The sequence below is a fragment of the Bacillus pfraonensis genome, from assembly GCF_050768835.1.
GTDB lineage: Bacteria > Bacillota > Bacilli > Bacillales > Bacillaceae_G > Bacillus_A > Bacillus_A pfraonensis.
The window spans coordinates 36525-62916 of sequence record NZ_JAHCDO010000019.1 but is presented as its reverse complement, the minus strand read 5'-3'; the positions used below and the strand labels follow the sequence as shown (position 1 = coordinate 62916).

At 36.2% G+C, this 26392-nt stretch carries 24 protein-coding genes and 3 pseudogenes; 21 read left to right on the top strand and 6 right to left on the bottom strand.

Going from position 1 to position 26392, the window contains the following annotated elements; genetic code table 11:
• The first annotated feature begins 73 nt into the window (after positions 1 to 73).
• Positions 74 to 1190, top strand: a pseudogene (gene tnpB / locus KFD70_RS18795) (IS200/IS605 family element RNA-guided endonuclease TnpB).
• Positions 1191 to 1370: 180 nt separating this feature from the next.
• Entirely contained in the window at positions 1371 to 1496 is a 126-nt protein-coding gene (locus KFD70_RS18790) for a DUF4027 family protein (RefSeq protein WP_336452984.1), read from the top strand.
• Positions 1497 to 1635: 139 nt separating this feature from the next.
• Here KFD70_RS18790 and glpT read toward each other — a convergent pair whose 3' ends face one another.
• Positions 1636 to 2985 (bottom strand): glycerol-3-phosphate transporter, encoded by a 1350-nt coding sequence (gene glpT / locus KFD70_RS18785; protein ID WP_336452985.1) that lies wholly within the window; start codon positions 2983 to 2985, stop codon positions 1636 to 1638.
• A gap of 268 nt (positions 2986 to 3253) precedes the next feature.
• Here glpT and KFD70_RS18780 point away from each other — a divergent pair, with 268 nt between their 5' ends.
• From KFD70_RS18780 to fsa, 9 genes are all read left to right on the top strand, one after another.
• Positions 3254 to 3712: a MarR family winged helix-turn-helix transcriptional regulator gene (locus tag KFD70_RS18780; protein ID WP_336452986.1), complete on the top strand. Its 459-nt coding sequence runs from the start codon at positions 3254 to 3256 to the stop codon at positions 3710 to 3712.
• Positions 3713 to 3731: 19 nt separating this feature from the next.
• Positions 3732 to 5348 carry an MDR family MFS transporter gene (locus KFD70_RS18775; RefSeq protein ID WP_431613277.1) on the top strand — a complete coding sequence of 539 codons (1617 nt, stop codon included), beginning with the start codon at positions 3732 to 3734 and terminating at the stop codon, positions 5346 to 5348.
• A gap of 116 nt (positions 5349 to 5464) precedes the next feature.
• Positions 5465 to 6436: a LacI family DNA-binding transcriptional regulator gene (locus KFD70_RS18770; protein ID WP_336452988.1), complete on the top strand. Its 972-nt coding sequence runs from the start codon at positions 5465 to 5467 to the stop codon at positions 6434 to 6436.
• 13 nt (positions 6437 to 6449) lie between these two features.
• The gene (gene rbsK / locus KFD70_RS18765; protein WP_336452989.1) at positions 6450 to 7346 is read left to right on the top strand and encodes a ribokinase; all 897 of its coding nucleotides are present in this window, start codon (positions 6450 to 6452) and stop codon (positions 7344 to 7346) included.
• A complete protein-coding gene (rbsD, locus tag KFD70_RS18760; RefSeq protein WP_336452990.1) occupies positions 7343 to 7738 on the top strand; it encodes a D-ribose pyranase in 396 nt (131 codons plus the stop codon). Before rbsK ends, rbsD begins: the two co-directional genes overlap by 4 nt.
• An 18-nt stretch (positions 7739 to 7756) precedes the next feature.
• Positions 7757 to 9241: a sugar ABC transporter ATP-binding protein gene (locus tag KFD70_RS18755; protein ID WP_336452991.1), complete on the top strand. Its 1485-nt coding sequence runs from the start codon at positions 7757 to 7759 to the stop codon at positions 9239 to 9241.
• Between the two features lie 3 nt (positions 9242 to 9244).
• Positions 9245 to 10180, top strand: a complete 936-nt coding sequence (locus tag KFD70_RS18750) for an ABC transporter permease subunit (protein ID WP_336452992.1) — start codon at positions 9245 to 9247, stop codon at positions 10178 to 10180.
• Between the two features lie 14 nt (positions 10181 to 10194).
• Complete coding sequence (gene rbsB / locus KFD70_RS18745) at positions 10195 to 11118, top strand: ribose ABC transporter substrate-binding protein RbsB (protein WP_336452993.1); 924 nt, start codon at positions 10195 to 10197, stop codon at positions 11116 to 11118.
• 34 nt (positions 11119 to 11152) lie between these two features.
• Positions 11153 to 11800 (top strand): fructose-6-phosphate aldolase, encoded by a 648-nt coding sequence (fsa, locus tag KFD70_RS18740; protein WP_174100274.1) that lies wholly within the window; start codon positions 11153 to 11155, stop codon positions 11798 to 11800.
• Between the two features lie 95 nt (positions 11801 to 11895).
• Here fsa and KFD70_RS18735 read toward each other — a convergent pair.
• Positions 11896 to 12099, bottom strand: a pseudogene (locus KFD70_RS18735) (helix-turn-helix domain-containing protein); the annotation flags it as partial.
• 400 nt (positions 12100 to 12499) lie between these two features.
• Between KFD70_RS18735 and KFD70_RS18730 the strand changes: the two are divergent.
• Positions 12500 to 12907, top strand: a complete 408-nt coding sequence (locus tag KFD70_RS18730) for an RDD family protein (RefSeq protein WP_336452994.1) — start codon at positions 12500 to 12502, stop codon at positions 12905 to 12907.
• Between the two features lie 208 nt (positions 12908 to 13115).
• Here the strand turns inward: KFD70_RS18730 and KFD70_RS18725 are convergent, their stop codons facing one another.
• The gene (locus KFD70_RS18725) at positions 13116 to 14270 is read right to left on the bottom strand and encodes an MFS transporter (protein ID WP_336452995.1); all 1155 of its coding nucleotides are present in this window, start codon (positions 14268 to 14270) and stop codon (positions 13116 to 13118) included.
• 228 nt (positions 14271 to 14498) lie between these two features.
• On the opposite strand from KFD70_RS18725, the gene bdhA reads away from it, so the two are divergent.
• The 5 genes from bdhA (at position 14499) to KFD70_RS18700 (ending at position 19762) form a co-directional block, all read left to right on the top strand.
• The gene (gene bdhA, locus KFD70_RS18720) at positions 14499 to 15551 is read left to right on the top strand and encodes a (R,R)-butanediol dehydrogenase (RefSeq protein ID WP_336452996.1); all 1053 of its coding nucleotides are present in this window, start codon (positions 14499 to 14501) and stop codon (positions 15549 to 15551) included.
• A gap of 119 nt (positions 15552 to 15670) precedes the next feature.
• The gene (locus tag KFD70_RS18715; RefSeq protein ID WP_336452997.1) at positions 15671 to 16015 is read left to right on the top strand and encodes a potassium channel family protein; all 345 of its coding nucleotides are present in this window, start codon (positions 15671 to 15673) and stop codon (positions 16013 to 16015) included.
• A 250-nt stretch (positions 16016 to 16265) separates the two neighbouring features.
• The gene (cerA, locus tag KFD70_RS18710) at positions 16266 to 17117 is read left to right on the top strand and encodes a phospholipase CerA (protein ID WP_336452998.1); all 852 of its coding nucleotides are present in this window, start codon (positions 16266 to 16268) and stop codon (positions 17115 to 17117) included.
• A gap of 171 nt (positions 17118 to 17288) precedes the next feature.
• Complete coding sequence (locus KFD70_RS18705; RefSeq protein ID WP_336452999.1) at positions 17289 to 18461, top strand: amino acid deaminase/aldolase; 1173 nt, start codon at positions 17289 to 17291, stop codon at positions 18459 to 18461.
• A complete protein-coding gene (locus KFD70_RS18700; RefSeq protein ID WP_336453000.1) occupies positions 18449 to 19762 on the top strand; it encodes a D-arabinono-1,4-lactone oxidase in 1314 nt (437 codons plus the stop codon). The genes KFD70_RS18705 and KFD70_RS18700 overlap by 13 nt, the downstream gene beginning before the upstream one ends.
• 3 nt (positions 19763 to 19765) lie before the next feature.
• On the opposite strand, the gene KFD70_RS18695 is transcribed toward KFD70_RS18700, so the two are convergent.
• Positions 19766 to 20917, bottom strand: a complete 1152-nt coding sequence (locus KFD70_RS18695) for a VanZ family protein (protein ID WP_336453001.1) — start codon at positions 20915 to 20917, stop codon at positions 19766 to 19768.
• Positions 20918 to 21060: 143 nt separating this feature from the next.
• Complete coding sequence (locus tag KFD70_RS18690; protein ID WP_336453002.1) at positions 21061 to 21363, bottom strand: antibiotic biosynthesis monooxygenase family protein; 303 nt, start codon at positions 21361 to 21363, stop codon at positions 21061 to 21063.
• A gap of 607 nt (positions 21364 to 21970) precedes the next feature.
• On the opposite strand from KFD70_RS18690, the gene KFD70_RS18685 reads away from it, so the two are divergent.
• The 4 genes and pseudogenes from KFD70_RS18685 to KFD70_RS18670 all read left to right on the top strand — a co-directional run bounded on the left by KFD70_RS18685 (position 21971) and on the right by KFD70_RS18670 (position 24814).
• Entirely contained in the window at positions 21971 to 23245 is a 1275-nt protein-coding gene (locus KFD70_RS18685; RefSeq protein WP_336453003.1) for a 3D domain-containing protein, read from the top strand.
• Positions 23246 to 23348: 103 nt separating this feature from the next.
• Positions 23349 to 23577: pseudogene (locus KFD70_RS18680) on the top strand (helix-turn-helix transcriptional regulator).
• A complete protein-coding gene (locus KFD70_RS18675; protein ID WP_431613276.1) occupies positions 23570 to 24043 on the top strand; it encodes a DUF2178 domain-containing protein in 474 nt (157 codons plus the stop codon). Before KFD70_RS18680 ends, KFD70_RS18675 begins: the two are co-directional and overlap by 8 nt.
• A gap of 135 nt (positions 24044 to 24178) precedes the next feature.
• Positions 24179 to 24814, top strand: a complete 636-nt coding sequence (locus KFD70_RS18670; protein ID WP_431613275.1) for a class A sortase — start codon at positions 24179 to 24181, stop codon at positions 24812 to 24814.
• Positions 24815 to 24835: 21 nt separating this feature from the next.
• Here KFD70_RS18670 and KFD70_RS18665 read toward each other — a convergent pair whose 3' ends face one another.
• Positions 24836 to 26221 (bottom strand): peptide MFS transporter, encoded by a 1386-nt coding sequence (locus tag KFD70_RS18665; RefSeq protein ID WP_336453006.1) that lies wholly within the window; start codon positions 26219 to 26221, stop codon positions 24836 to 24838.
• Positions 26222 to 26392: the final 171 nt, after the last annotated feature.

Sequence of the window (26392 nt, the reverse complement as noted above, 5' to 3'; positions counted from 1 at the left end):
TATGATATCGTTCTCATGCATATCGCGAAAAAAGCATGTAGAAAAACCAAAATAGGAAGTGAGGTGGAAAGTGGTGCTCGTCCATAAAGCGTATAAGTTCCGGATCTACCCTAGCGCAGAACAAAAAATACGTATTGCGAAAACAATTGGTTGCTCTCGTTTTGTATTCAATTACTTTTTGGCAAAATGGAATGATAGATATAAAGAAACAGGAAAAGGATTCACCTATGGCACTTGTTCTTCGCAATTACCTGCTCTCAAAAAAGAATTTGTATGGTTAAAAGAAGTGGACAGCACGGCTCTTCAATCTTCTCTTCACAACCTCACTGACTCGTATTCACGATTCTTCAACAAACAAAACAAAGCACCTCGGTTTAAGTCGAAAAACAATAAAGTCCAATCTTATACAACGAAGCACACGAATGGGAACATCGCGATTGTAGGGAATCAAATAAAGTTACCGAAACTGGGCCTTGTCACGTTTTCCAAAAGTCGTGAGGTAGAAGGCCGCATTTTTGAGTGCTACTGTCAGAAAAAATCCAAGTGGAACATATTTTGTCTCGATTCTTGCCGAAGTAGAAGTGCAAGAATTGCCAAAGACAGGTTCCGTTGTTGGCGTAAAAAACTTTGCGATTCTTTCAACTGGAGAGGTATTTGGCAATCCGAAATGGTTTCGGGTATTAGAGAAGAAGCTCGCTCATGCCCAGCGTATTCTGTCTCGCCGTACAAAAGGTGGAGCGAACTGGCATAAACAGCGAATCAAAGTGGCTCGTATTCATGAACGAATCACAAATGCAAGAACCGATTATTTGCAAAAACTCTCTACGATGATCATCAAAAACCACGATGTGATTGGGATAGAAGATTTGCAAGTATCCAATATGTTACAGAATCACAAGCTAGCAAAAGCGATTCAAGAAGTATCTTGGTCACAATTCAGAGCGATGCTTACGTATAAGGTAGAGTGGTATGGGAAACAAGTCGTCGTGGTATCAAAAACATTCGCCAGCTCTCAGCTTTGTTCAAATTGTGGAAACAAAAACAAAGACGTGAAAGATCTGGAATTGCGTGAATGGAAGTATCTTTCTTGTGGTATGCATCATGATAGAGATGTCAACGCAGGAAAAAATCTGAGAAAAGAGGCCTTAAGGCTTCTAACCGTAGGGACTACGGGGATTGCCTACTCATAAAGCCGAGGGATACTTTGGTGTTCGTAGAAATCCCCCACTTCAAACAGTTTGTTAGACTGTTAAGTGGGGGTAGTTCAAAGGGGGAAATCTTACAATTTTGTAAGACAGTTGTTAGCGAAATCGATGTTATAAAATTGCCTCCATGGATAAAATAAAGATATCAAATAAATACATGAGAGGATGAAAGAAATGAAAGGGTTTCAAAATCTGTCATATAGTCAAGGAGTAAGTCTTATTTGTTTAGGGGGCTTTGCTACTTCAGTGATATTGGCTATTACTGTGAAAATGTTTCAGCAGATGTTTTAATAAAAGTAATGTTGTAAATAGAAGGGAAATGATTGTTATAGTAGGCAAGACAATATCACTAGACATAAATAAAAAATAGCTCTTAGCGTGTATCTTAATGCTAAGAGCTATTTTGTTTTTTACTGAGTAAAGTTTCACTTTATGCTTGCTGTGATTTTGATGATCCTGTATTTAAAGTTAGAGCAAGGAAGACAATCGCAAGCACACAAGATGCAAGTAATAGAATGAAACCACCGTTCCACCCGAAAGCATCTACAATAAAGCCCATTGCCGCACTAGCAAATGCAGCACCGCCCAGGTAACCGAAGAAACCTGTTAAACCAGCAGCTGTTCCAGCAGCTTTTTTTGGTGCTAAGTCAAGGGCATGTAATCCAATTAACATAACTGGTCCATAAATTAAGAAGCCAATTGCAACAAGTGCGATGCTGTCAATGATTGGGTGACCAGCTGGATTTAACCAATAAACAAGAACGGCAATGAATACACCAACCATAAATAAAATACCAGCAGGTGCACGGCGTCCTTTAAATAATTTATCACTCATCCATCCACAAAGGAGTGTACCTGGAATACCAGCAAATTCATACAATGCGTATGCTGTACGAGAACTATTATGAGTAAAGCTTTTTTCTTCTACTAAATAAGTCGGTGCCCAGTCTACAACGCCGTAGCGTACGAAGTATACGAATACGTTAGCGATTGCGATGTACCATAAAAATTTGTTGTTTAATACATACGTAAATAAAATTTCTTTTACTGAAAGTTCACGTTCACGATCTTTTACTTTTTCATCTGAAGGATATTCACCTGTATATTCTTCAATAGGTGGTAATCCACAAGATTGAGGTGTATCGCGCATTACAATTAATACATAGATTCCAACTAAAATTGCAAAAATACCTGGGAAGTAGAAAATACTTTGCCAGCTACCAGCAAATAAGAATAGTCCTAATGTTACAAGTGGTCCCATAAGCCCACCACCAACATTGTGGGCAACGTTCCAAATAGACATTTTTGTACCGCGTTCACTAATAGAGAACCAATGAACCATTGTACGACCACATGGAGGCCAGCCCATACCTTGTACCCAGCCATTTAAAAACTGGAGAACAAACATTAGTAAAATACTCGTTGTAATAAAAGAGAATGAACCAAAAATAATATTAATGATACCGGATAAAAATAGCCCTGCTGCTAAGAAGTAGCGGGGGTTACAACGGTCGGATACAATCCCCATTATAAATTTACTTAAGCCATATGCAATAGATACGGCAGAAAGGATAACTCCAAGTTCTCCTTTGCTAAATCCTTGTTCAACAAGATAAGGCATTGCTAGTGAAAAGTTTTTGCGAACAAGATAGTAACCTGCATAACCAATGAAAATTCCTAAAAACACTTGTAAGCGTAGTTTGCGGTATTCGCTATCTACGCGATCAGCAGGCAAGCGTTCTGTATGCGGCGCAGGTTTAAATAAATTAGTTAGAAACATCGCCTAAAATCCTCCTCTATTATTGTAAGCGTTCAACACCATGGTAAACAAAAAAAGACCATGAAATATAGAAAGGCACTCTTTCCATGTTCCATAGTCGTATACTCTAATTCTCCATGACTTTCGCTATTAACTTCGTCACAAAGTATACAACTTTGTGACAAATTTGTAAACGTTTTTATGAAATAAAGTTGTTGACGGGATTTATTAGGTAGTTTAATATTTAAATACGTTAAATATTTTATTGTTTAAATAAGAGGTGGATAACATGCAAAATGATATAAATCATATTGATAAAATTCAGGCTCTTGCATTTTCTATAGGGAAGAAAATGCAAACGGAGTTATTAGAACAAATGCAAGCATCAGGACTTACACCACCGCAATTTTACATTTTAAAAATTTTAGATCATTACGGTGCAGCAAGGGCTACAGAGCTGGCGAAGAAAATGTACGTGAAACCAAGTGCAATTACAGTGATGATTGATCGTTTAATTGAGCAAGAATTGGTGTTACGCTATCACGACAAAAGTGATCGTCGCGTTGTCATAATTGAGTTAACAAAGAAGGGGAAAGATGTATTAGAAGAGGCAATGGCTGCTCGAAATGAACACATTGCCAAGTATTTCTCACAATTAGAATTACAGGAAAGAGAAGATTTATTACGCTTATTTGAAAAATTAGAGAAAATTATTTGCGGAGCATCCGAGAAAAAAGAGACAAACTAAAGAGAATTGAGGAGATTACATGGAGCAACAAGAAAACCAAAATAGAAAGTTGTTGTTAATTGGTCTAGTTATTGCGATGGTATTTGCTGCGTTAGATGGAACAATTGTTGGTACAGCAATGCCGCGTATCGTTGGTGAACTAGGCGGATTAAGTTTAATGACATGGTTAACAACAGCGTATATGTTAACATCAACGACAGTTGTACCAATTGCAGGGAAGTTAGCTGACTTATTAGGACGTCGTAACGTATATATAACAGGGTTAGTTATTTTCATGGTTGGTTCAGCCCTTTGTGGTATGGCAAACGGCATGACGGAGTTAATCATTTTCCGTGGTATTCAAGGCCTAGGTGGCGGTATTATGATGCCAATGGCGATGATTATTATCGGGGATATGTTTACAGGAAAAGAACGTGCGAAATGGCAAGGGATTTTCGGAGCATTATATGGTCTTGCATCTGTAATTGGACCGCAAGTAGGTGGTTGGATTGTAGATGCTGTCAACTGGAGATGGGTATTCTATATAAATTTACCAGTTGGTGTGTTAGCGACAATCTTTATTGCAATGGGATTAAAATCACATAAACAAACAGGACCAATTAAAATTGATATTGCTGGTATTTTCACGATGATTCTCGGTGTTGTAAGTTTATTACTTGCATTAACATTCGGCGGGAAAGACTATGCATGGGATTCTTGGCAAATCATTGGGTTATTTGCACTTGCAATCATCGGCATCGTAAGCTTTGTTATTGTTGAAACAAAGGCAGAAGAGCCAATTTTGCCAATGCATTTCTTTAAGAACCGTACATTTACACTACTAAATGCAATTGGTTTCTTTATGAGCATTGGAATGTTTGGAGCAATTATGTTCGTTCCATTCTTTATGCAAGGAATTGTTGGAGTAAGTGCTGCTGAATCTGGAACGATCATGACACCAATGATGATTACGATGATTGTGATGAGTATTATCGGTGGTCAGCTCGTATTAAAAGTTGGCGTGAAACCACAAATTATTACAGGGATGCTTATTATGGCTGGTGGTTTTTGGTTGTTAACGACAATGGATATGCATACAAGTAAGCTTGTTGCAACTTCTTATATGAGCATTATCGGTTTAGGAATGGGACTTGTAATGCCAACATTAACATTAGCATTGCAAGAAAGTTTCCCGAAAAAAGATCTTGGCGTTGTAACATCTTCCAGTCAATTCTTCCGTCAAATTGGGGGAACATTCGGGATTACGATTTTAGGTTCTATTATGAATAATACTTCAGGTACAGTTCTAACTGAGAAATTAGTGCCGGTATTAGATAAGTTTCCGCCACAAGCTGGAGAAATGGTAACGAAGTTTAAAGATATGATTCATACAGATCCACAAGGTTTATATTCTATGTTATTTAGTCCAGAGGCATTAAAGCAAATGCCAGAAGCATTCTCTAATAGCATCGTACCTATTTTAAAAACATCTTTAGTAGATTCACTTCACAGTGTATTCCTAACAGGATTAGTCTTTATTGTGGTCGGTGCCGTATTTACGATTTTCTTGCAGAAAATCAAGCTTTCTGATCGTAAGAAAGGTGCAGAAGAGTCTGCTGCGGTAGAAGAAAAAGAAACGAACGTATCTTACTCATAATGAGAAAAAAGCATCGCCTTAGGGCGATGCTTTTTAGTTAGAAGTGATTGACGCATTTTTAGAAATAAGTTATATTATTTTGTGTAAACGGTTACATGTGATGAGGAGGGAAGAGAATGAGTACGATAAAAGATGTTGCGAAATTAGCGGGAGTATCTGTTGCGACCGTTTCCAGGGTGTTAAATAAGAACGGGTATGTTCGCGAAGATACGCTAAAAAAAGTAGAGCGAGCAATTGAAATGTTGAATTATAAGCCTAGCACGGTAGCGCGTTCTCTATATAATAAAAAATCTCGTTTAATCGGTTTGGTCGTTCCAAATATCGTGAATCCATTCTTTCCAGAAGTTGCACGTGCCGTAGAGGATGTAGCACATAAACAAGGATACACAGTTGTACTTTGTAATTCTGATGAAAGTTTAGAAAAAGAGAAACAATATATTGATGTACTTAGACAAAACAACGTAGATGGGTTTATTGTAGCAACGAACCCGCAAAATAGTGTGAATTACATGAATCTATCTATACCAGTTGTGGCAATTGACCGCATGTTTAATGAGAGAATCCCTACAGTATACGCAGATAACTATGCGGGGATTCAAGAGGCAACGAAGTTACTATTAGAAAAGGGTTGTAAACATATTGCCCATATTCGTGGACCACGTGACGTAAGTACTGCAAATGAACGATTTGAAGGTTTTGTAGATATGATTACAGAGTATGGTCTTTCTTATATGATTGCTGAGAGTACATTTGATCCAGCAAATAGCGAACGTGTTACGATGGAATTACTAGACGAATATCCGCATATTGATGGTATTGTAGCAGGAAATGATTTGATTGCAATCGGTGTAGTCAAGGCAGCTTTGCAGAAGGGGATTGCTATTCCTAATGAATTACAAATCATTGGGTTTGATGGTATTTCTTTAACAGAAATGATGCATCCATCCATTACAACAGTGGCACAGCCTATTTATGAGATGGGGCGTATTGCAACGGAATTACTATTAGAGCAGATGGTAGGAAAACCATTAGAAACCGAACATTATCGTTTACCGATTAAAATTATAGAACGAAATACAACGAAGTAAGGAGATGAGATATATGCCAAACATTGCAGTAGTCGGCAGTATTTCAATGGATTTAGTCGCCGTTTCAAAAAAGCGACCGAAAGCAGGAGAGACGGTAATTGGTGAAGCGTTTCATACAGTGCCAGGAGGAAAAGGTGCCAACCAGGCAGTTGCTGCAGTTAGATTAGGTGCGAATGTAGCAATGGTTGGAGCTGTAGGGAATGATGATTACGGTAAAGTAGTTAAAAATAATTTAGAGAATGAACGTATTTTTATCGATTATGTGGTACCGGTTACAGGTGAAACGACAGGTATTGCCCATATCGTGTTAGCGGAAGAAGATAACAGCATTGTTGTTGTACAAGGTGCAAATCGTCTTGTAAACGAAGAAATTGTAAATCGTGCAAAAGATCTTCTCGTAAAAGCAGATATGGTTGTACTTCAGTTGGAAATACCACTAGAGACAGTAGAGTATGTTCTTAATCTTTGCGAAGAGCATAAAATTCCAGTGATGTTAAATCCAGCCCCGGCACAAGTTTTATCAGCAGATATTTTGGAAAAGGCAACATATATTACACCGAATGAGCATGAGTGCCGCATCGTATTAGATGATTTTACGTCACCAATTGAAGAATTACTTGCGAAATACCCAAATAAGTTATTGATGACAGAAGGTAGTGAAGGCGTTCGTTTCCATAATGGTGCAGAAGTTGTTCATGTTCCAGGCATTTCTGTAGAAGTAGTAGATACGACAGGAGCTGGCGATACTTTTAACGGTGCATTAGCGGTTGCACTTGCGGAAGGTGAGCTACTGGAAAAGGCAATTCGATTTGCAAATATTGCGGGTGGTCTTTCTGTAACAAAGCTAGGAGCACAAGGCGGTATGCCAACAAGAGAGAGACTCCGGGAAGTGCAGGTGATTGTCGGATGAAGAAGCACGGTGTATTAAATAGTGAAATAGCTGCTGTGCTTGCTTCACTTGGGCATACGGATACAATTGTGATTGCGGATTGTGGCTTACCAATTCCTAACGGTGTGAAACGAATTGATTTAGCTATTGAACTTGGAAAACCATCATTTTTAGATGTATTACAAGTTGTAACAGATGATATGGCAGTTGAAAAACTAACATTAGCAGAAGAAATTACTACGTATAATGCAGAGGTAAACCAAGAAGTTGAAGAACGTTTGAAAGAGGCTGCTTTTGAATATGTATCTCATGAACAGTTTAAAGAACTTACAAAACAGGCGAAGGCGATTATTCGTACAGGAGAAGCAACGCCATATGCGAACGTTATTTTACACGCAGGTGTGATTTTTTAATAAAGGGATGTGATGAGAATGCGAATTGAAATGAAAAACATTTCGAAAGCGTTCAATGGCAATCCTGTTTTGAAACATGCACAGTTTAGCATTGAAACAGGAGAAGTTCATGCACTGATGGGGGAAAATGGAGCCGGTAAATCAACGCTCATGAAAATTTTAACAGGTGTATATACAAGAGATGGTGGTCAAGTCACGATTGATGGGCAAGACCGAACTTTTAAAAACGCGAAAGAAGCAGAAGAGTACGGAATTGCTTTTATTCATCAAGAACTAAACATATTACCGAATTTAACAGTAGCTGAAAATATGTTTCTTGGAAAAGAGCTTATGTACGGAAAAACAGGTATCCTGCGTACGCGTCAAATGAATGCTATTGCGCAAGAGCAATTAGCAAGTCTTGGGCTACATGTAAAAGGGGCTATGCTTGCTGGGGAATTATCAGTTGGGCAACAGCAAATTATAGAAATTGGTAAGGCGTTAATGACAAATGCAAGCGTTATTATTATGGACGAGCCTACCGCAGCATTGACGGATCGTGAAATTGAAACGCTCTTTACAGTTATAAATAAATTACGCAAAGAAGGCGTGTCTTTTGTTTATATTTCACATCGCATGGAAGAAATTTTTTCAATCTGCGACGCTATTACTATTTTACGTGATGGAGAATATGTGGGAACACGGTTAATTCCTGAAACGTCATTTGATGAAGTGGTAAGCATGATGGTTGGCCGTAGTATTGGTGAACGTTATCCAGAGCGAGATGCTAAGATTGGCGAAGTTATTTTTGAAATGCGTAACGGCACGAAAAAAGGAAAGTTTGAAAATATTTCGTTTCAAGTGAGAAAAGGTGAAATTCTCGGTGTCGCTGGATTAATGGGAGCTGGTCGCACAGATATTATGAAAGCGATTTTTGGCTATGAACCATTAGATTCAGGGCAAATATTTATGAATGGACAAGAGGTGAAAATTGACAGTCCAATTGATGCAATAAGGCAACGAATTGCTTTTATCACTGAAGATAGAAAATCAGAAGGGCTTGTATTAGACTTTTCTATTCGTGAAAATTTAGCATTACCAAACTTAGAAAGTCTTTCAAAAGGTAGTGTAATGGATAAAAGAACGGAAGAGCAGTTTACAAGGGATATGATGAAGCTTCTGAATGTAAAGGCGGCAAATGGGGAACAGCCTGTCAAATCACTTTCTGGTGGAAATCAACAAAAGGTCGTCATTGCAAAATGGCTAGGAATCCAGCCGCAGTTGTTAATTTTAGATGAACCAACGCGTGGCGTCGATGTTGGAGCGAAAAAAGAAATTTACTCAATTATGAACAAGCTTACAAATCAAGGCGATGCCGTTATTATGGTTTCATCCGAACTACCTGAAGTATTAGGAATGAGCGATCGTGTTCTTGTTATTCATGAAGGAAAAGTAGGCGGCATTTTAGAGAAAGGTAAAGCAACACAAGAGTCCATTATGGCATTAGCTACAGGGGGAGAATAAGTTATGGCTAAAAAGGGGAATGTTTTGCAACAACTTGGTTCTTTAATTGGATTAGCGCTTATCATTGTAGTCATTACAGCACTAAATCCAGCATTTATTGAAATTCCAAACTTGTTTAATATTTTACGTCAAGTATCGATTAATGCACTAATCGCATTTGGAATGACCTTCGTTATTTTAACAGGGGGTATTGACTTATCAGTAGGTTCTATTTTAGCATTATCAAGTGCACTTGTTGCTGGAATGATGGCAAGTGGCATGGATCCATTCCTTGCAATGGCAGTTGGATTATTGGCTGGTCTTGTAATGGGGATTGTAAACGGTATCATCATTGCGAAAGGAAAAGTGGCACCATTTATTGCGACATTAGCAACAATGACCATTTTTCGTGGCCTTACGCTCGTTTATATGGATGGACGTCCGATCACTGGCCTTGGCGACCATTTAATGTTTCAAATGTTCGGTCGTGGTTACTTCATTGGTATTCCAGTACCAGCTGTAACGATGATGATCGCTTTCGCAGTTCTGTACTTTATTCTAAAGAAAACGACATTTGGACGCCGTACTTTTGCAATTGGTGGAAATGAAGAAGCAGCGGCATTATCAGGTATTAACGTAACGCGAATAAAAGTAATGATTTATGGTCTTTCTGGAATGTTGGCAGCGCTTGCAGGCATTGTGTTAACATCACGTTTAGATTCTGCACAGCCAACTGCTGGTACTTCTTATGAACTAGACGCAATTGCTGCAGTTGTATTAGGAGGAACAAGCCTTTCGGGTGGAAGAGGTTGGATTGTCGGCACATTCATTGGTGTACTGATTATCGGTGTATTAAATAACGGTCTAAATTTATTAGGTGTATCTTCTTTCTTCCAACAAGTTGTAAAAGGACTTGTTATCTTACTGGCTGTATTAATTGATCGTCGAAAAGAAGCATAATGGAGGGACAATTCATGAAAAAATGGTTACTTGCGCTCGTTGCACTTATCATGATAATCACTGCTGGTTGTTCAATGGAACCACCAGAATGGGCAAAGGATTCTAGCGATAAAGGTCGAAATAAAACTATTAAAGTTGGATTTTCTGTTTCCACCTTAAATAATCCATTTTTCGTTACGTTGAAAAAAGGTGCAGAAAAGAAAGCGAAAGATAGTGGCATTGAATTGATTGCTGTTGATGCTCAAAATGATGCAGCGAAACAAACGAACGATGTCGAGGATTTAATTCAAAAAGGCGTTGATGTAGTTGTTATTAATCCAACAGATTCAGATGCGGTTGCTTCAGCTGTAAGTGCAGCGAATGCAGCGAACATCCCTGTTATTACAGTGGATCGCGTTGCAAACTCAGGAAAAGTTGTTTCACACATTGCATCAAATAATGTAGAAGGTGGCCAAATGGCTGGTGACTACATTCGTGAACTTGTTGGTGAAGGGGCAAATGTCGCTGAGCTAGAAGGGATTCCTGGATCTTCTGCTGCTCGTGAGCGCGGGAAAGGATTCCATAACGTAGCTGACAAAGGATTAAAAGTCGTTGCAAAGCAAGCTGCTGACTTTGACCGTGCCAAAGGATTATCAGTTATGGAAAACATATTACAGGCAAATAATGATATTAAAGCAGTATTTGCTCATAATGATGAAATGGCATTAGGTGCGCTTGAGGCATTAAAATCTGCTGGAAAAACAGATGTTGTGGTTGTTGGATTTGATGCAACTGATGATGCTGTGAAGGCAGTTAATGATGGGCGTATGGCAGCAACGATTGCTCAAAAACCAGAGTTAATCGGAGAGAAGGCGATGGAGACAGCAAAACAGGTGAACCAAGGTAAAAAAGTGGAAAAATTCATTCCGATTGAATTAGAGCTTATTAAGAAAAAATAAATATAAAATGAAAATTAGGAAGGAAGAATAACAAATGAAATTTTTTATTGATACAGCAAACATTGATGAAATTAAAGAGGCAAATGATTTAGGAGTATTAGCAGGTGTAACAACAAACCCATCACTTGTAGCAAAAGAAGGCGTAGACTTCCATGAACGTATTCGTGAAATTTGCAGCGTTGTAGAAGGACCTGTAAGTGCAGAAGTAATCAGCTTAGAAGCAGATAAAATGATTGAAGAAGGAAAAGAATTAGCAAAAATCGCTCCAAATGTTGTTGTTAAAGTACCAATGACAAAAGAAGGGTTAAAAGCAGTAAAAGCATTCTCTGATCTAGGAATCCGTACAAACGTTACGTTAGTGTTCTCAGCAGTACAAGCATTACTTGCAGCGCGCGCTGGTGCAACATACGTATCTCCATTCTTAGGCCGCTTAGATGATATCGGTCATAATGGTATGGATCTAATTCGCCAAATCGCTGACATCTTTGTAATTCACGACATTAAAACAGAAATTATCGCAGCATCTGTACGTCATAGCGTTCACGTAACTGATGCAGCATTAAACGGTGCACATATCGCAACAATTCCAGCGAATGTAATCGGAGCATTAGTAAAACATCCGTTAACAGATCAAGGAATTGAGAAATTCTTAGCGGATTGGGAGAAAACACAAGGAAAATAAATAATTAAAAATCACAACTCACTTGTTTGAGTTGTGATTTTTTGTTATATAGAAAAGTTTATGGAGGGATAAATCGATTAAAGATGATTCATCTTTTCTCTCACTTTTTTTCGAATTTTAAAACTTAAGCGATTATTATGTTCTTCATTTTCTACTAAAAGTTTTTCAGTTTCAGGAAACCCTTGACCATTTTCCCACTTACTAATCGCTTGCCTTGAGGTGTTTAATTTTTCAGCTAAATCTTCTTGAGAAAGGCCTTTTTCTTTTCTTAACTTAAAAAGTTTCTCACCAAAAGCCATATGTATAACCCCCTTTGTTTTGATAACTAAATTGTATATAAACATTGCTTTCTGTTCTATCATATGAGAAATGCACTTTGTCAACTTACGGTTGCAATTATGTTATATGATGCATTTTTCATATGATTTAACTGTAAAACCAATATTTAGAATTTTCAAGCGTCAAAATCACCTAATACCATGTTATAACGATTTCAAAAACAAAACCTTATCAAATACTGTAGGGAAAAGAAATATTTCCAAGGAAATTGTCGAGATATATGCAAGGGTTACCCAAATTCTATTGGAAATGATGAAAGGGACATTGCGTATAGATATAAGGTCGGCTATATTTAAAATTAAACATACAGAAAACATTGACTTATAAAGAGGAGATTGTTTCAAAAGGAGTGGGAGCAATATGTATGAAAAGGAACCTGCAGGGTTTTGGAAGAGATTCTTAGCTTGTATTGTTGATGGGTTACTGATTGTTCCTATGTATATTATGTTTTTAAGTTTAGATGTATCCAAGTCTCATACGGAAATGATAGTCAATACTTTAAACTTTTTATATTTCCTGATTGTACCTGCTATATGGCTAGAGTTTACAATAGGGAAGAGAGTGATAGAAATCCAAATTATTCGTATAGATGGGGAAAAGATTACATTATGGACTACATGTAAGCGTTATTTGCTAGCTATAATTGTATATATACTTACATTAGGAATTGGCTTTATTATAAGTGTATTTATGGTAGGGTTACGTGAGGATAGAAGAGCAATTCATGACCTTATTGCTGGGACACAAGTGATAGAAGTAGAGGAATAGAGCATAACAAACGATGAGATGTTTGTTAAATATGATAATGGTTTACAAAAATCATATTAATTGAGAGATGGTGTTTCAGTTAAAAAAATGCTGGATCCTATAATATCACATTAACAGATATCCGAGATGGACATGTTACAGTATATGTTCTTGATACAAAGTGCTTTCGGTAAAAAATTTACCTGAAAATAAAAAACAATGATGGCATTTAACCCATCATTGTTTTTTTCACTTTTCCTCTTACATAAATCATAGAAGCAAATGTGAGTAAGAATGCGGTTCCAATTACAAAGCTTACGCTCGGTGATGCCCCGATTGCCCCCACTGTAAAAGATCCTGCAACAACGCCTAATGAGAAGAATGCGTAAAATAATCCGAATGCCTTCCCGCGTTTATCTTCAGTTGTATTTTCAACGAGTAAAGCATTAATAGATGGGAAGAGGATGGCGAATCCAATTCCATAAATCATCATCACAATAAAGAGCATCCCTTTTGTTGTAAAGATGCCAAGTAATGATAAGGCAAGTGCCATGACTGCAATACCGATTAGCATCATTTTTGAACGGTCAAAGCGGTCATAAATACGATTTGTCGGTAGCAAGAAGAAGAGGATAGCAGTAATTCCAAATACACTTAGCATCATGCCTGTTGTAGATGCTTTAAGCGCTAATGCTTCTACTTTTACGGGCAACATATATGTGACGATTCCTTGTGAAAACATCAATGTAAAAGCGCCAATATATGCTTGTAATAATGGTTCGGATTTTAGTAATCCTATCATATCTTCTTTGTTCATCATTTGAGTTCGTGAAGTATCTTTTCTAGTTACATTGTTTGGTAACAAGAAAAGGGAAACGATTGTACCGAGTACCATTAAAATCGAAATCGTAATAAAGACCCATTCAACGCCTGCAGTTGCTTTCATAATTCCACTGAAAGCAGGACCAACGATAGCGGCTGTTCCGACAGCAGCACCGGATAGCGCCATTGCTTTTCCTTGTTTTGTAGATTTTGTTTGCTTAGATAGGAAAGTAAAGGCTGCAGGGATTAAGAAGCCATCACTAAATCCGTGTAAAAAACGAACGATAAGTAATTGTTCGCCGCTCTGAACAACGGTATACAATAATACTATGAAACTCGTAAGGCCCATACTTATATAAAGTACTTTCTTTGCTCCAAACTTATCAACAGATGCACCTGCGACAATATTGCCGATCATATTGGCAAACGAGTACATTCCGACAACAAGACCGATAATAAGAGGTGTTCCTCCGAGGCTTTGCGCGTAAGTACTCATAATTGGTAATTGTGAAAATGTATCTAAAAACGCTACGATAACAATAAAATAAATGAAATATTTCAAGTGATGTTCACCTCTCCTCTGCTATTATGGCATAATGCGAATTTCTCCTGCAATGAAATTGAATTAACAGATGTGGAAAAAAAGCACAAAGTGACAGAAAAATGAACTTTTCTTGTTAAAATTTGGTGAAACTCAGATTGATGTTTTGAAATATATGGATATTAGTACTATAATAGAATGGTAAACTTCACCAGGTTAAGTATATATACATAGAGAGGGATGCATAAAATGAAAGCATTACTTTGGCATAATCAACGTGATGTAAGAGTAGAAGAAGTTCCAGAACCAACTGTACGACCAGGAGCAGTAAAAATCAAGGTTAAATGGTGTGGTATTTGTGGAACAGATTTACATGAATATTTAGCAGGACCTATTTTTATTCCAACAGAAGAACATCCACTAACACATGTGAAAGCACCTGTCATTTTAGGTCATGAATTTAGTGGTGAAGTTGTTGAAATCGGTGAAGGCGTTACAACTCATAAAGTAGGGGACCGCGTTGTTGTAGAACCTATTTATTCTTGTGGTAAATGTGAAGCTTGTAAACACGGCCATTATAACGTTTGTGAACAACTTGTTTTCCACGGTCTTGGTGGAGATGGCGGTGGCTTCTCTGAATATACTGTAGTACCAGCAGATATGGTTCACCATATCCCAGATGAAATGACTTATGAACAAGGTGCACTTGTAGAACCAGCAGCAGTTGCAGTTCATGCAGTGCGTCAAAGTAAATTAAAAGAAGGAGAAGCTGTGGCTGTATTTGGCTGTGGCCCAATCGGACTTCTTGTTATCCAAGCTGCGAAAGCTGCAGGTGCAACACCTGTTATTGCAGTTGAACTTTCTAAGGAACGTCAAGAGTTAGCAAAATTAGCAGGTGCTGATTATGTATTAAATCCAGCAGAGCAAGATGTATTAGCAGAAATCCGTAACTTAACAAACGGTTTAGGTGTAAATGTTAGCTTCGAAGTAACAGGTGTTGAAGTTGTACTGCGTCAAGCAATTGAAAGTACAAGCTTTGAAGGTCAAACAGTAATTGTCAGCGTATGGGAAAAAGACGCAAAAATCACTCCGAACAACTTAGTATTAAAAGAAAAAGAACTTGTTGGTATTCTTGGATACCGTCACATTTTCCCATCTGTTATTAAATTAATTAGCTCTGGTCAAATTCAAGCAGAGAAATTAATTACGAAAAAAATTACAGTGGATCAAGTTGTCGAAGAAGGATTTGAAGCGCTTGTAAAAGATAAAAATCAAGTGAAGATTCTTGTTTCACCTAAATAATATATAATATAGAAGAAAGTAGTCTTTTTCTAGAAATAGAAGGAGGCTACTTTTTTTACGCATAGAAAGGTGATAGACTTTCCTTTGAAGAATTAGCTTGAGTATGAAGGGGGAGTCGCATGCTTTCATTTTTATTAACTTTAAAACGAATGCTAAAAGCTTGTTTAAGAGCCTGGAAAGATAAAGAATTTCAAGTGTTATTTGTGTTAACCATTCTAACGTTAATATCAGGAACTATTTTCTACAGCACGGTAGAGGGATTACGTACGATTGATGCATTGTATTTTAGCGTCGTTACATTAACGACAGTTGGCTATGGAGATTTTAGCCCGCAAACAGACTTTGGGAAAATCTTTACGATATTCTATATTTTCATTGGAATTGGTTTAGTGTTTGGATTTATTCATAAGCTAGCGGTAAATGTTCAATTGCCAAGTATATTATCAGGGCGAAAAAAAGAGTAAAAGCAATCAGGTGTAATCCGGATTGCTTTATTTTTTTACAATATTTTAGTTGTTTCTTTGCAGAAGATTAATATTCGTTTACTAAAATGCAAATGAAGCATATCACCCATAAAATTATAATGATATGAAAATTTTCATAATGTATTTTCTCAATACAAATTAGTAGAAAGGTGGGATATTCTAATCATAGGTTAATCATATGATGTAAATTACACATTTAAAGTAAATGAATAATAAACGGAGGTTTCATATGAAAAAGAAAGTATTAGCTTTAGCAGCAGCGATTACATTAATGGCGCCATTACAAAGTGTAGCATTTGCTCATGAAAATGAGGGCGGAAAGCAGGTAAGGGCAATTCAATATTGGTCTGCGGAAGATAAGCATACAGAGGGTGTAAACTCTCATTTATGGATTGTTAATCGTGCAATTGATATCATGTCTCGTAACACAACGATTGTACAACAAGATCAAGTAGTGCTATTAAATGAATGGCGTACAGAATTAGAGAATGGTATTTATGCTGCTGATTATGAAAACCCTTACTATGATAATAGTACATTTGCTTCTCATTTCTATGATCCTGATACAGGGAAGACATATATTCCTTTTGCTAAGCAAGCAAAAGAAACAGGAGCTAAATATTTTAAACTTGCTGGTGAAGCGTATCAAAAACAAGATATGAAACAAGCATTCTTTTATTTAGGTTTGTCGCTTCATTACTTAGGGGATGTCAATCAACCAATGCATGCAGCAAACTTTACAAATCTTTCTTATCCACAAGGATTCCACTCTAAATATGAAAACTTTGTAGATACAATTAAAGATAATTATAAAGTGGCTGATGGAAATGGATATTGGAATTGGAAAGGAAAAAATCCTGAAGATTGGATTCATGGAGCAGCTGTAGCTGCTAAGCAAGATTATGATGGAATTGTAAATGATACTACAAAAGATTGGTTCGTTTGGGCGGCTGTATCGCAAGAATATGCTGATAAATGGCGTGCAGAAGTTACACCAGCAACAGGAAAACGTTTAGTAGAAGCGCAGCGTGTCACAGCTGGATATATTCAGCTTTGGTTTGATACATATGGGAATCGCTAGAATGATTGTTAATTTCTGATTTACAAACATACACACATAGTAGAGGTAGTAATTGCTATAAAATAGTGAGGAAGTTTCTTCGTAAAGAAGAAACTTTTTTAATTTAGATACAGGAGAATATCAGTTTTCTTCCAATATATATAAGACATATATAGAAGGGGAGAGGAAAGTGTGGAGCGTAACATATTTCAAAAGGTTCCCTTACCATGTGCATTTCTTGATGAAGAAGCGTTAGAAAAAAATATTCAATCCATTGTTCAATTATGTAGAGGGAAAAAAGTTCGTATTGCTAGTAAATCGTTACGATCTGTTCCAGTGATGAAGAAAATTTTATCTTCTAATAGTTGTTTTCAAGGCATTATGTGTTTTTCACCACGAGAAGTACCATTTTTAATAAAACAAGGATTTAATGATTTGTTGCTTGGATACCCTGTATATGATGAACAAGCACTGCAAGAAATTAGTTTGCTTACAAAACAAGGATTTATAATCACTTGTATGGTAGATTGCATCGAACATATTAGTTATTTAGAAAAAATTGCAATAGAAACAGGTGGACGTTTTCGAATTTGTGTTGATATCGATATGAGTAGCCGTTTTTTTCAATTTCATTTTGGTGTTAGACGTTCTCCGATACGTACTACTACTGATGTTTTAAAAGTTATTGAAAAAGCAATGCAATCTTCCGTTTTACAAATAGATGGTGTAATGGGATATGAGGCACAGATTGCGGGAGTTGGGGACGATGTACCAAAGCAAGGGTTTAAAAATAAAGTCGTTTCCTATTTGAAAAGAAAATCAGCATGGGAAATAGTAAAAAGAAGACAAGATATTGTGAAGGAAATAGAAGGGAAAGAAATTATGCTTCGCTTTGTAAATGGAGGCGGTACAGGAAGTATAAAAACGACAATGCAAGATGAATGTGTTACAGAGATTACAATCGGTTCTGCTTTCTACTCTCCTAAGCTCTTTGATTATTATAAAGATATTCGTTTTGAACCAGCTGTTGGCTTTGCGTTATCGATTGTTAGACAGCCAGACTTTCATATATATACTTGCCTAGGTGGTGGATATATTGCTTCAGGATCAGTTGGGAAAGACAAACAACCTGAAATTTGGGAGCCAAGTGGGGCAAAGTTGTTAGCTTTAGAAGGAGCTGGAGAAGTGCAAACACCCGTTTTTTATAATGGTTCAGAATATCTAACCGTTGGAGATGTCATGTTATTTCGACACAGTAAAGCGGGAGAACTATGCGAACGTTTTTCATCGCTGCATCGTATTGTAGGTAACAAAGTTATAGGAGAGTATTCAACATACCGGGGGGATGGTCAATGCTTTCTATAAAAGGGCAGAAATGGAGAAATTGGACAGGGAATGTAGAAGGGACTCCGCAATATATGATGTATCCCAAAAGTATAGAAGACGTAACGGAAGTAGTGAAGTTCGCAAAGGAACAGGGAAAGAGTATTCGAGTTGTTGGATCAGGACATTCATTTACACCTCTTGTTCAAACAGAGGAAATTCTAATGTCTCTAGATGAGCTACAAGGGATTGTAGATGTAGATGCACAATCATTCATAGTGGAAGTATGGGCTGGAACAAAGTTGTATAACTTAGGGAAATTACTAGAAGATAAAGGATATGCGCAGGAAAACTTAGGCGATATCGATTCGCAATCTATTGCAGGAGCTATTAGTACAGGAACGCATGGAACGGGCATTACATTTGGGAGTTTAGCGACACAGGTAGTGGAAATTACCGCTGTTCTTGCTACAGGTGAAATTATTGTTTGTTCTGAGAAAGAGCATCCTGAATTTTGGAAAGCATTTCAGTTATCACTTGGTATGCTTGGAATTATTGTAAAAGTCAAATTAAAAGTCATCCCAGCTTATTCGCTTATCTATGAAAGCAAAAAGGAATCGTTTTCTACTGTTATGAACAGACTGGAAGAATATAAAAAACATCGTCATTTTGAATTTTTTGTGTTTCCATATTCAGACGATGTTCAAGTGAAGATTACAGATGAAACGACAGTGAAAGGTATGGATTTAAAGTGGCATAAGTTCAAGACAGAACTACTTGAAAATATAGCTTTTTCATTATTGTCTAAAGGATGTAAGTTCATACCTTCTATAAGTAAAGGAGTTAGTAGACTATCAGCAAAGGCAGTGCCGAATACGAAAACAATTGGTCCTAGTTATCAAATATTTGCTACGTCTCGTAATGTTCGTTTTTATGAAATGGAGTATAGTGTCCCAGCACAGTATATGAAAGATGTAGTCCAGGAAATTTACAACCTTATTGAAAGGAAGAAATTCCAAGTTCATTTTCCAATTGAATGCCGCTATGTAAGGGGAGATGATATATGGCTAAGCCCTACGTATGGAAGAGATTCAGCATATATTGCCGTTCATATGTATAAAGGAATGAAGTATGCTGCATACTTTACAGCAATAGAACATATTTTTCAAAAGTATGAAGGACGTCCACATTGGGGAAAAATGCATGCAATGCGATATGAACAGTTGCAAGCCATTTATCCTAAGTTACATTCTTTCTTGGAAGTTAGAAAGAAAATAGATCCAACGGCGTTATTTTTAAATCCGTATTTGGCAAAAATGTTTTCTATTCATGAAAAAAGCTGACAATTATTTGTCAGCTTTTTTGAGTGTAATTGCATTTCTTGTATGGCTTATATGCTCATAAAATAATAATTTATCTCGACTAAATACATGTAATAAGACATGTAGAATGAAGAGACCATTAATTGAGAACATAAACAGTAATATAATGAACATAATTAATGGATGAGCTTGATTCAATATGGAACTACTAGAGAGAATATAGTTCATTCCACCTAAAACAAAATAGAACAGGCCGTAACGAATGCATAATTCCTTAATGGTAATTCGTTCACTTTTCCCTTTTATTTGAATACGTAGAAGTGCTTTACCAATTGTTTTTCCGTTCGTTAAATACGGAATGAAGATGAAATAAATGAAGACCGCACATATGATAAAAATAAGCTCATATAGATTCGTATAAGACTGGATACTAGAAATGAAAATAGAATTCCCTTTATTTTTTATAGCTGGTACAACAATGGATAAGAAAATCCAATCAATTTGCAGTGCGATAAGACGACGAATAAATCCGACTGGTTTCGTAGCTAAATCGACATGTGCATCTAATTCATTTGATTTAGGAAGGAAGTACGTGAATATTGGTGCAATAAAATAACCAACTGCCCCTCCTAGTGTATTTAAAAATAGATCATCAACATCAAATAAACGATACGCACAATTATATATACCGTACAATCCAGTTACTTGTGTCACTTCAAAAAATAGTGAGAGACAAAGGGAAAAGAAGATTGTTTGTAAAAAGCCAAGACGGAAATAGTAACGTAAATATATGCCAAATGGAATCGTTAACAGTGCGTTGAATACAACTTGTAAAAAGGCAGATTCTTTTAATAAGTAGAAATAGGTAGCAGGCTTTGCTAATATCGCTGCTGTATGGTTGCTAATTTCTTGAATGAAATAAAATGGCACAAGCTGAACGTGCTGTGTATTAGCAGGCTGCAGACTACATGTATCATAAGTTTGTGGCAGCGGTAAGATAACAAGAAAATAAGCGTTTAGCAAATAAAGAAGCAAAGAGTATAAAATAAATGAACGCCATTTATTTAAATAGCCATATTTCCTGTAATTAAATATTAAAAATGGAATCAATAGAATCATTGCTAAAAGGGGAAATAGAATAAATGCTGTTTTAATAGGAAATAAATAAGCTGTCAAAATGTGGCTCCTTTCGAAAAAATTCGGTTTTTATTATAGCCTTAATAAAATGTAAAATCAAATTTTATTTTTTAGAGGCCGAATTGTTTCGATAGGTAAGGGGAATGGGTAAGAGCCTTACTGCAATGTTGCAGAAGGCTTTTTTAGTGCGGATATTTAACATGTATAGCATTGGATTTTGACGAGAGAATATAACTTTGGAATTGTTGTTTCCATGGCATAGTTGTAGTTTCTTGTTTTCGAGAAATCCACTCATGATAATCTTGTTGTGTTTTCCATAATATACGAATCATATACTCGTTGCCATATTCAGTACGCTTCATACGAGAAAATTCTAGATTAATAAATCCGTATGCACCAGAGTTTGGATAGTATTCTTGTAAAGAACGAATAATTTTTTCTTCATAACCAAATTTAATATGGATAAGTTTTGTAACAATAAACATGATTGCACCCCTTTTGTATTAGTAATGAGAAATTAGAATGAATATCCTGTTTCAGTCAGAACATGTGCAATCCCTCCTGTTATTCTTCCGAAGTTAGGGTATATTTGTAGTATCGATTCATCCTGTTCGTAACGAATAGGATAATACATGATACGCTTAATATTATACTATTCTGAAAATTCAAAGTAAATAAAAGGAAGACGACAAATTTTTTATCCGTATTAATACTCCCACATCAAAATTCAATGAAAGCAAAGAAGTTAGATGGGAGATGAACTGTCCGTAAAAGCTTGATATGTCAGTTTTTTAATTTGGATTTAAATACTTTGTAGTAGGTTGTCATAAACTGTAAAAAGACTAATTTTGTATCAGCATGGTTCCTACAGGATTTGACAATGCTTTTAATGTCGTGTAATCTGTTATTTCTAATATACGAATCTATGTTTTTGTAAGATTTGTATGAAAAACAGTTATTAAAAGTTAAAAGTTTATTACATTTTATGGTTTGTTTTTGTTTTTTTGTCATTAAAAATAAAGTGTATTTAATGAGTTTGTAAACAAACTGTAAAATAAATCATGTATAACTGTATGAGAAGGGAGTCGGATTATGAACTATTTTAAGCGAATCAGTAGTCTAGTATTAGCAGGAATTATTGGTCTTTCTAGTACAGTCGCTGTCAAAGCTGAGTCAAACGACGAGAAACTGAACAACATGCAGCAGCAATTGCAGCAGAATAGCAATGATATTCAGCAAAAAGAACAAGAGAAGCAAGCTGTTAATAAAGAAATACAAGGTATTGAAAATGAACTACATAATTTAAATAATACAATTACAAAAAACAAAGAGGAACAAGCTGCTATTCAGCGTAAAATCGATGAAACACATAAGCAAATTGAACAGAAAAAGGGAGAAATTATCGTTTTGGAAAATAAAGTACTTGCTCGTAAAGATATTATGAAAAAACGTATGGTTTCTGTTCAAAATAGCTCAAATACGAGTTTAGTAGTCGAAGTTGTAGTAGAATCAAAGAACTTTGCTGATTTCTTACAACGTATGAATGCAGTATCTACAATTTTAGATGCAGATAAAGAAATTTTACGTCTGCAAGAACAAGATCTTCGTCAAATTGAAGAAGATAAAAAAGCAATTGACGAAAAAGAGGCATCTTTAGAAGTAGATAAGCAAAAATTATCAAAAGCACAAGCTGACTTACAAGAAAACTTGAAAAAGCGCCAAGAAAACTTACAAGCTGTGCAAGCAAAGTATAATCAAATCGCAAGTCAAATTAATTTAGCAGAACAAGAAAAATCAAAAATTGAAGCAAACATGAAAGAAGTACAAGAAACAATTGCGCGTGAACAAGAGGCGGCAAGATTAGCAGCGGAAGCTCAGGCGAAAGCGGAAGCAGAAGCGAAAGAACGAGAAGAAGCTTTAGCAAAAGCAAAAAAAGAGGAAGAAGCAAAAGCGAGAGAAGAAGCTTCTAAGCAAACAACTTCAGCACCAGCACCTAAACAATCCGAAAATACAACAAAAGCACCAGCTCCTCAGCCAGAATCAAAACCGGCTAAAGGTGGACGGGAGATTTATGTAGAGGCAACTGCTTATACAGCTGATCCAGCTGAGAATGGCTATAAACCAGGTGAAATTGTAAAATCTAAATTGGGTCATAACTTAACTGCAAACCCAGGAATGAAATTGATTGCTGTAGATCCAGCTGTTATTCCATTAGGATCTCGTGTGTATGTTGATGGATATGGTGAAGCAATTGCAGGAGATACTGGCGGTGCTATTAAAGGATATAGAATTGATGTATTGATGCCAGATAAAGCTTCATCTAGTACTTGGGGACGAAAAAACGTTAAAGTTACAATTTTAAGTTAAAATCAAATCCAACTTTACATTAGGTAAAGTTGGATTTTTTTGTGAGTTTAATGTTAAGTTAAGTTTACATTTTGTAAAGTCTAGTATACAGTAATGGTAATATGTGGTAAATTTGACCATTTGTAATAGAGTAAAGGAGCTAAGAGCCCGTTTTAATTTCACGCAAAGCGTATTAGCTGAAAAAGTTGGCGTAACAAGGCAAACAATTGCAGCAATTGAAAAGGGCGATTACGTTCCATCACTGTTATTAGCACTGACGATTTTTTGATGTATTTGATTTAAAGATGGAGGATGTGTTTGTTTTAAATAAGGAAGGAGAAAAAGGTGAATAGAATCATTTTGTCCTATGTGGTGAATGTGTTGTTTATTGGGTTAGCTAGTTGGACGTTTATTGAACTCTATTATGCTGTTATTGAGCTTGCAAATGTTATTCAAAATGAGCAAGTACCATTTGAGATAACAATAAATATAGTACCGCTTTTATTGTTATTGATTGCAACAGTTATATCGAATATTTTCTATAACGTACAAAAGAAAAAATATAAGAAATTATCTTTTTGGATGTTTCCTTTATTATTTCCACAAGAAGATGAGCGTGAGGAAGAACTTACTGGAAAAGCCTTCCGTACAACATTTGTTTCATTGTGGTATGTTTTACCTTGTGCAATTGGACTCTTGACCTTTTCGCCTGTGGTACACCTATATGTCCTAGGATATCCACTATATATTATATTTTTTATTTTCTTTATTCAAATGATGATATTCCATGTTTCTCTTTATCGAAATAAAATTGCGTAAGGACGTGCCGCGTGCACGTCTTTTTTATCATATAGGTCAATAAGCTTTTTCCTTCCGTCTAACACTTGTACATAAAGCTATCTTACTTTATCATCGTATATAGAAGTAAGATTTTGTAATGGAAAGGAATTATGTATGAATAAGAGGAGAATGTATAGTATATTAGCAGTTCTGTTATTTGTTGTAGGTGGTATTTTAATTGGTAAGCCATTTTATGACGGATATATGGCAGAGAAAAAGCAAACAGAAAATGTACAAGCTGTTCAGAAGATGGAATACGAAAAGCATGAAACAAAATTTGTAGATGCATCTAAAATTGATCAGCCTGATTTATCAGAGGTAGCAAATGCATCATTAGATAAAAAACAAGTAATTGGCCGTATTGAAATTCCAAGCATTTCATTAAAATTACCTATTTTAAATGCTTCTACTGAGAAAAACTTATTATCAGGAGCAGCGACTGTAAAAGAGAAGCAAGAGATGGGCAAAGAAAATTATGCATTAGCAGGACATAACATGTCTAAAAAGGGTGTTTTGTTTAGTGATGTATCTTCGTTAAAAAAGAACGATAAAATTTATTTATATGATAATGAAAACGAGTATGAGTATGCTGTTAAGAATGTATCAGAAGTAACGCCTGATAAATGGGAAGTAGTAGAAGATCACGGGAAAACGGAAGTTACACTTATTACATGTGTGTCTGTATCAGATAACTCCAAGCGTTTTGTTGTTACAGGAGATTTTGTTCAGACTAAGAAAATAAAAAGCTGAGGGAGCAATCCCTCAGCTTTTTTAGTCCATCCATTTTACTAGTTTTTTAGAAAGTAATAATAAAACACATCCTAGAACGATGGCTACGGCTCCAATGACAGTAAATACTTCTGAATATCCAAGTGAAGTTGTAAAACTAGCGAGTTGGCCACCTAAAATGTTGGCAATACCTGAACTAGCTAGCCAAACACCCATTAGTAATGAAGCGAGTTTTACTGGTGCAAGGGAACTAACCATCGATAATCCAACAGGTGATAAGAACAATTCACCTAATGTATGGAAAAGATAAGTAAAAACAATAAATAATAGGTTTGCTTGCTCTGTAATGTTGTGTTCATCACTACCTGTTTTTAATGTAGCGATAACGAGAACGATATAACCGATTCCAAGTAAAATCATACCGAGTCCCATTTTTGTTGGGATTTTTAAATCTCCACGTTTTGTTGTAGTAAGCTTAGCCCATAGTGCTGAAATAACAGGGGCAAGCAAAATGATAAACAATGGATTGACTGATTGGAACCAAGATGTTGGGATTTCCCATCCGAATATAGAACGATCAACAAACTTGTTTGTATATAGCGTTAATGAGCTACCAGCTTGTTCAAAACCAGCCCAGAAGAAGACAACGAAGCAAGTTAGAATAACGATAACTGCTGTATGTTGTTTTTCTTTTTTTGTAAGTGGTGTATTACCAGCTGTTTCTTTGCCTGATGCTGCTTGCAAATCTCTTGTTGGTTTTTTACCGATATCACCAAGGAAGCGATTAGACAATGTTGTAAATAAAATTTGTCCGATAATCATACCGATTGAAGCGGCTAAGAATCCGTAACGGAAGCCATAATGAACAATACCATCTACTGTTGTTTTGAATAAATTTTCTGATAAAAATCCGCAAACGAGTGGAGCTAAAAATGAACCGACGTTAATACCCATATAGAAAATGGTAAATGCACTATCGCGTTTTGGGTCATTTTCTTCATACAGTTCTCCGACAAGCGTAGAAATATTTGGTTTGAAGAAACCATTACCAATAATAATAAGCGCGAGTCCAAGGTATAGGCCGACTTGGTTTTGCAGGGCAAAGAGTGTAAGGTTACCGATTGCCATTGTCACGCCACCTATCGTGATAGCTAAGCGTCTTCCAAGAAATCGGTCAGTTAAGTATCCACCAATCATTGGAGTAAAGTAACACGCTCCAGTGTAAAAGCCATAGATAGAAAGTGCCCACCCGGGACTAAACCCAAGACCACCGCTTACTAAAGTTGTTGTTAAATATAGTGTTAATAATCCTCGTAATCCATAGTAACTAAATCGTTCCCACATTTCTGTGAAGAAGAGGAGATATAAACCTGGAGGATGTTTCTTGTTTCTTTGTTGTTTTTTCTCAAGTTGTATCGCTGATTCCATATAAGTTTCCTCCTGACACAAACGAAAACAAAGTTAATAGTTTTGTATATTTAATAGTTTACTTTATTAACTATTAAATGTCAATAAAGGTCGATTTTTCAGAAGAAATTGGAAACCTTTATAGATATAGAATGGGAATTTTTTTTGTGGTAGACTATGGACTATGTTTGT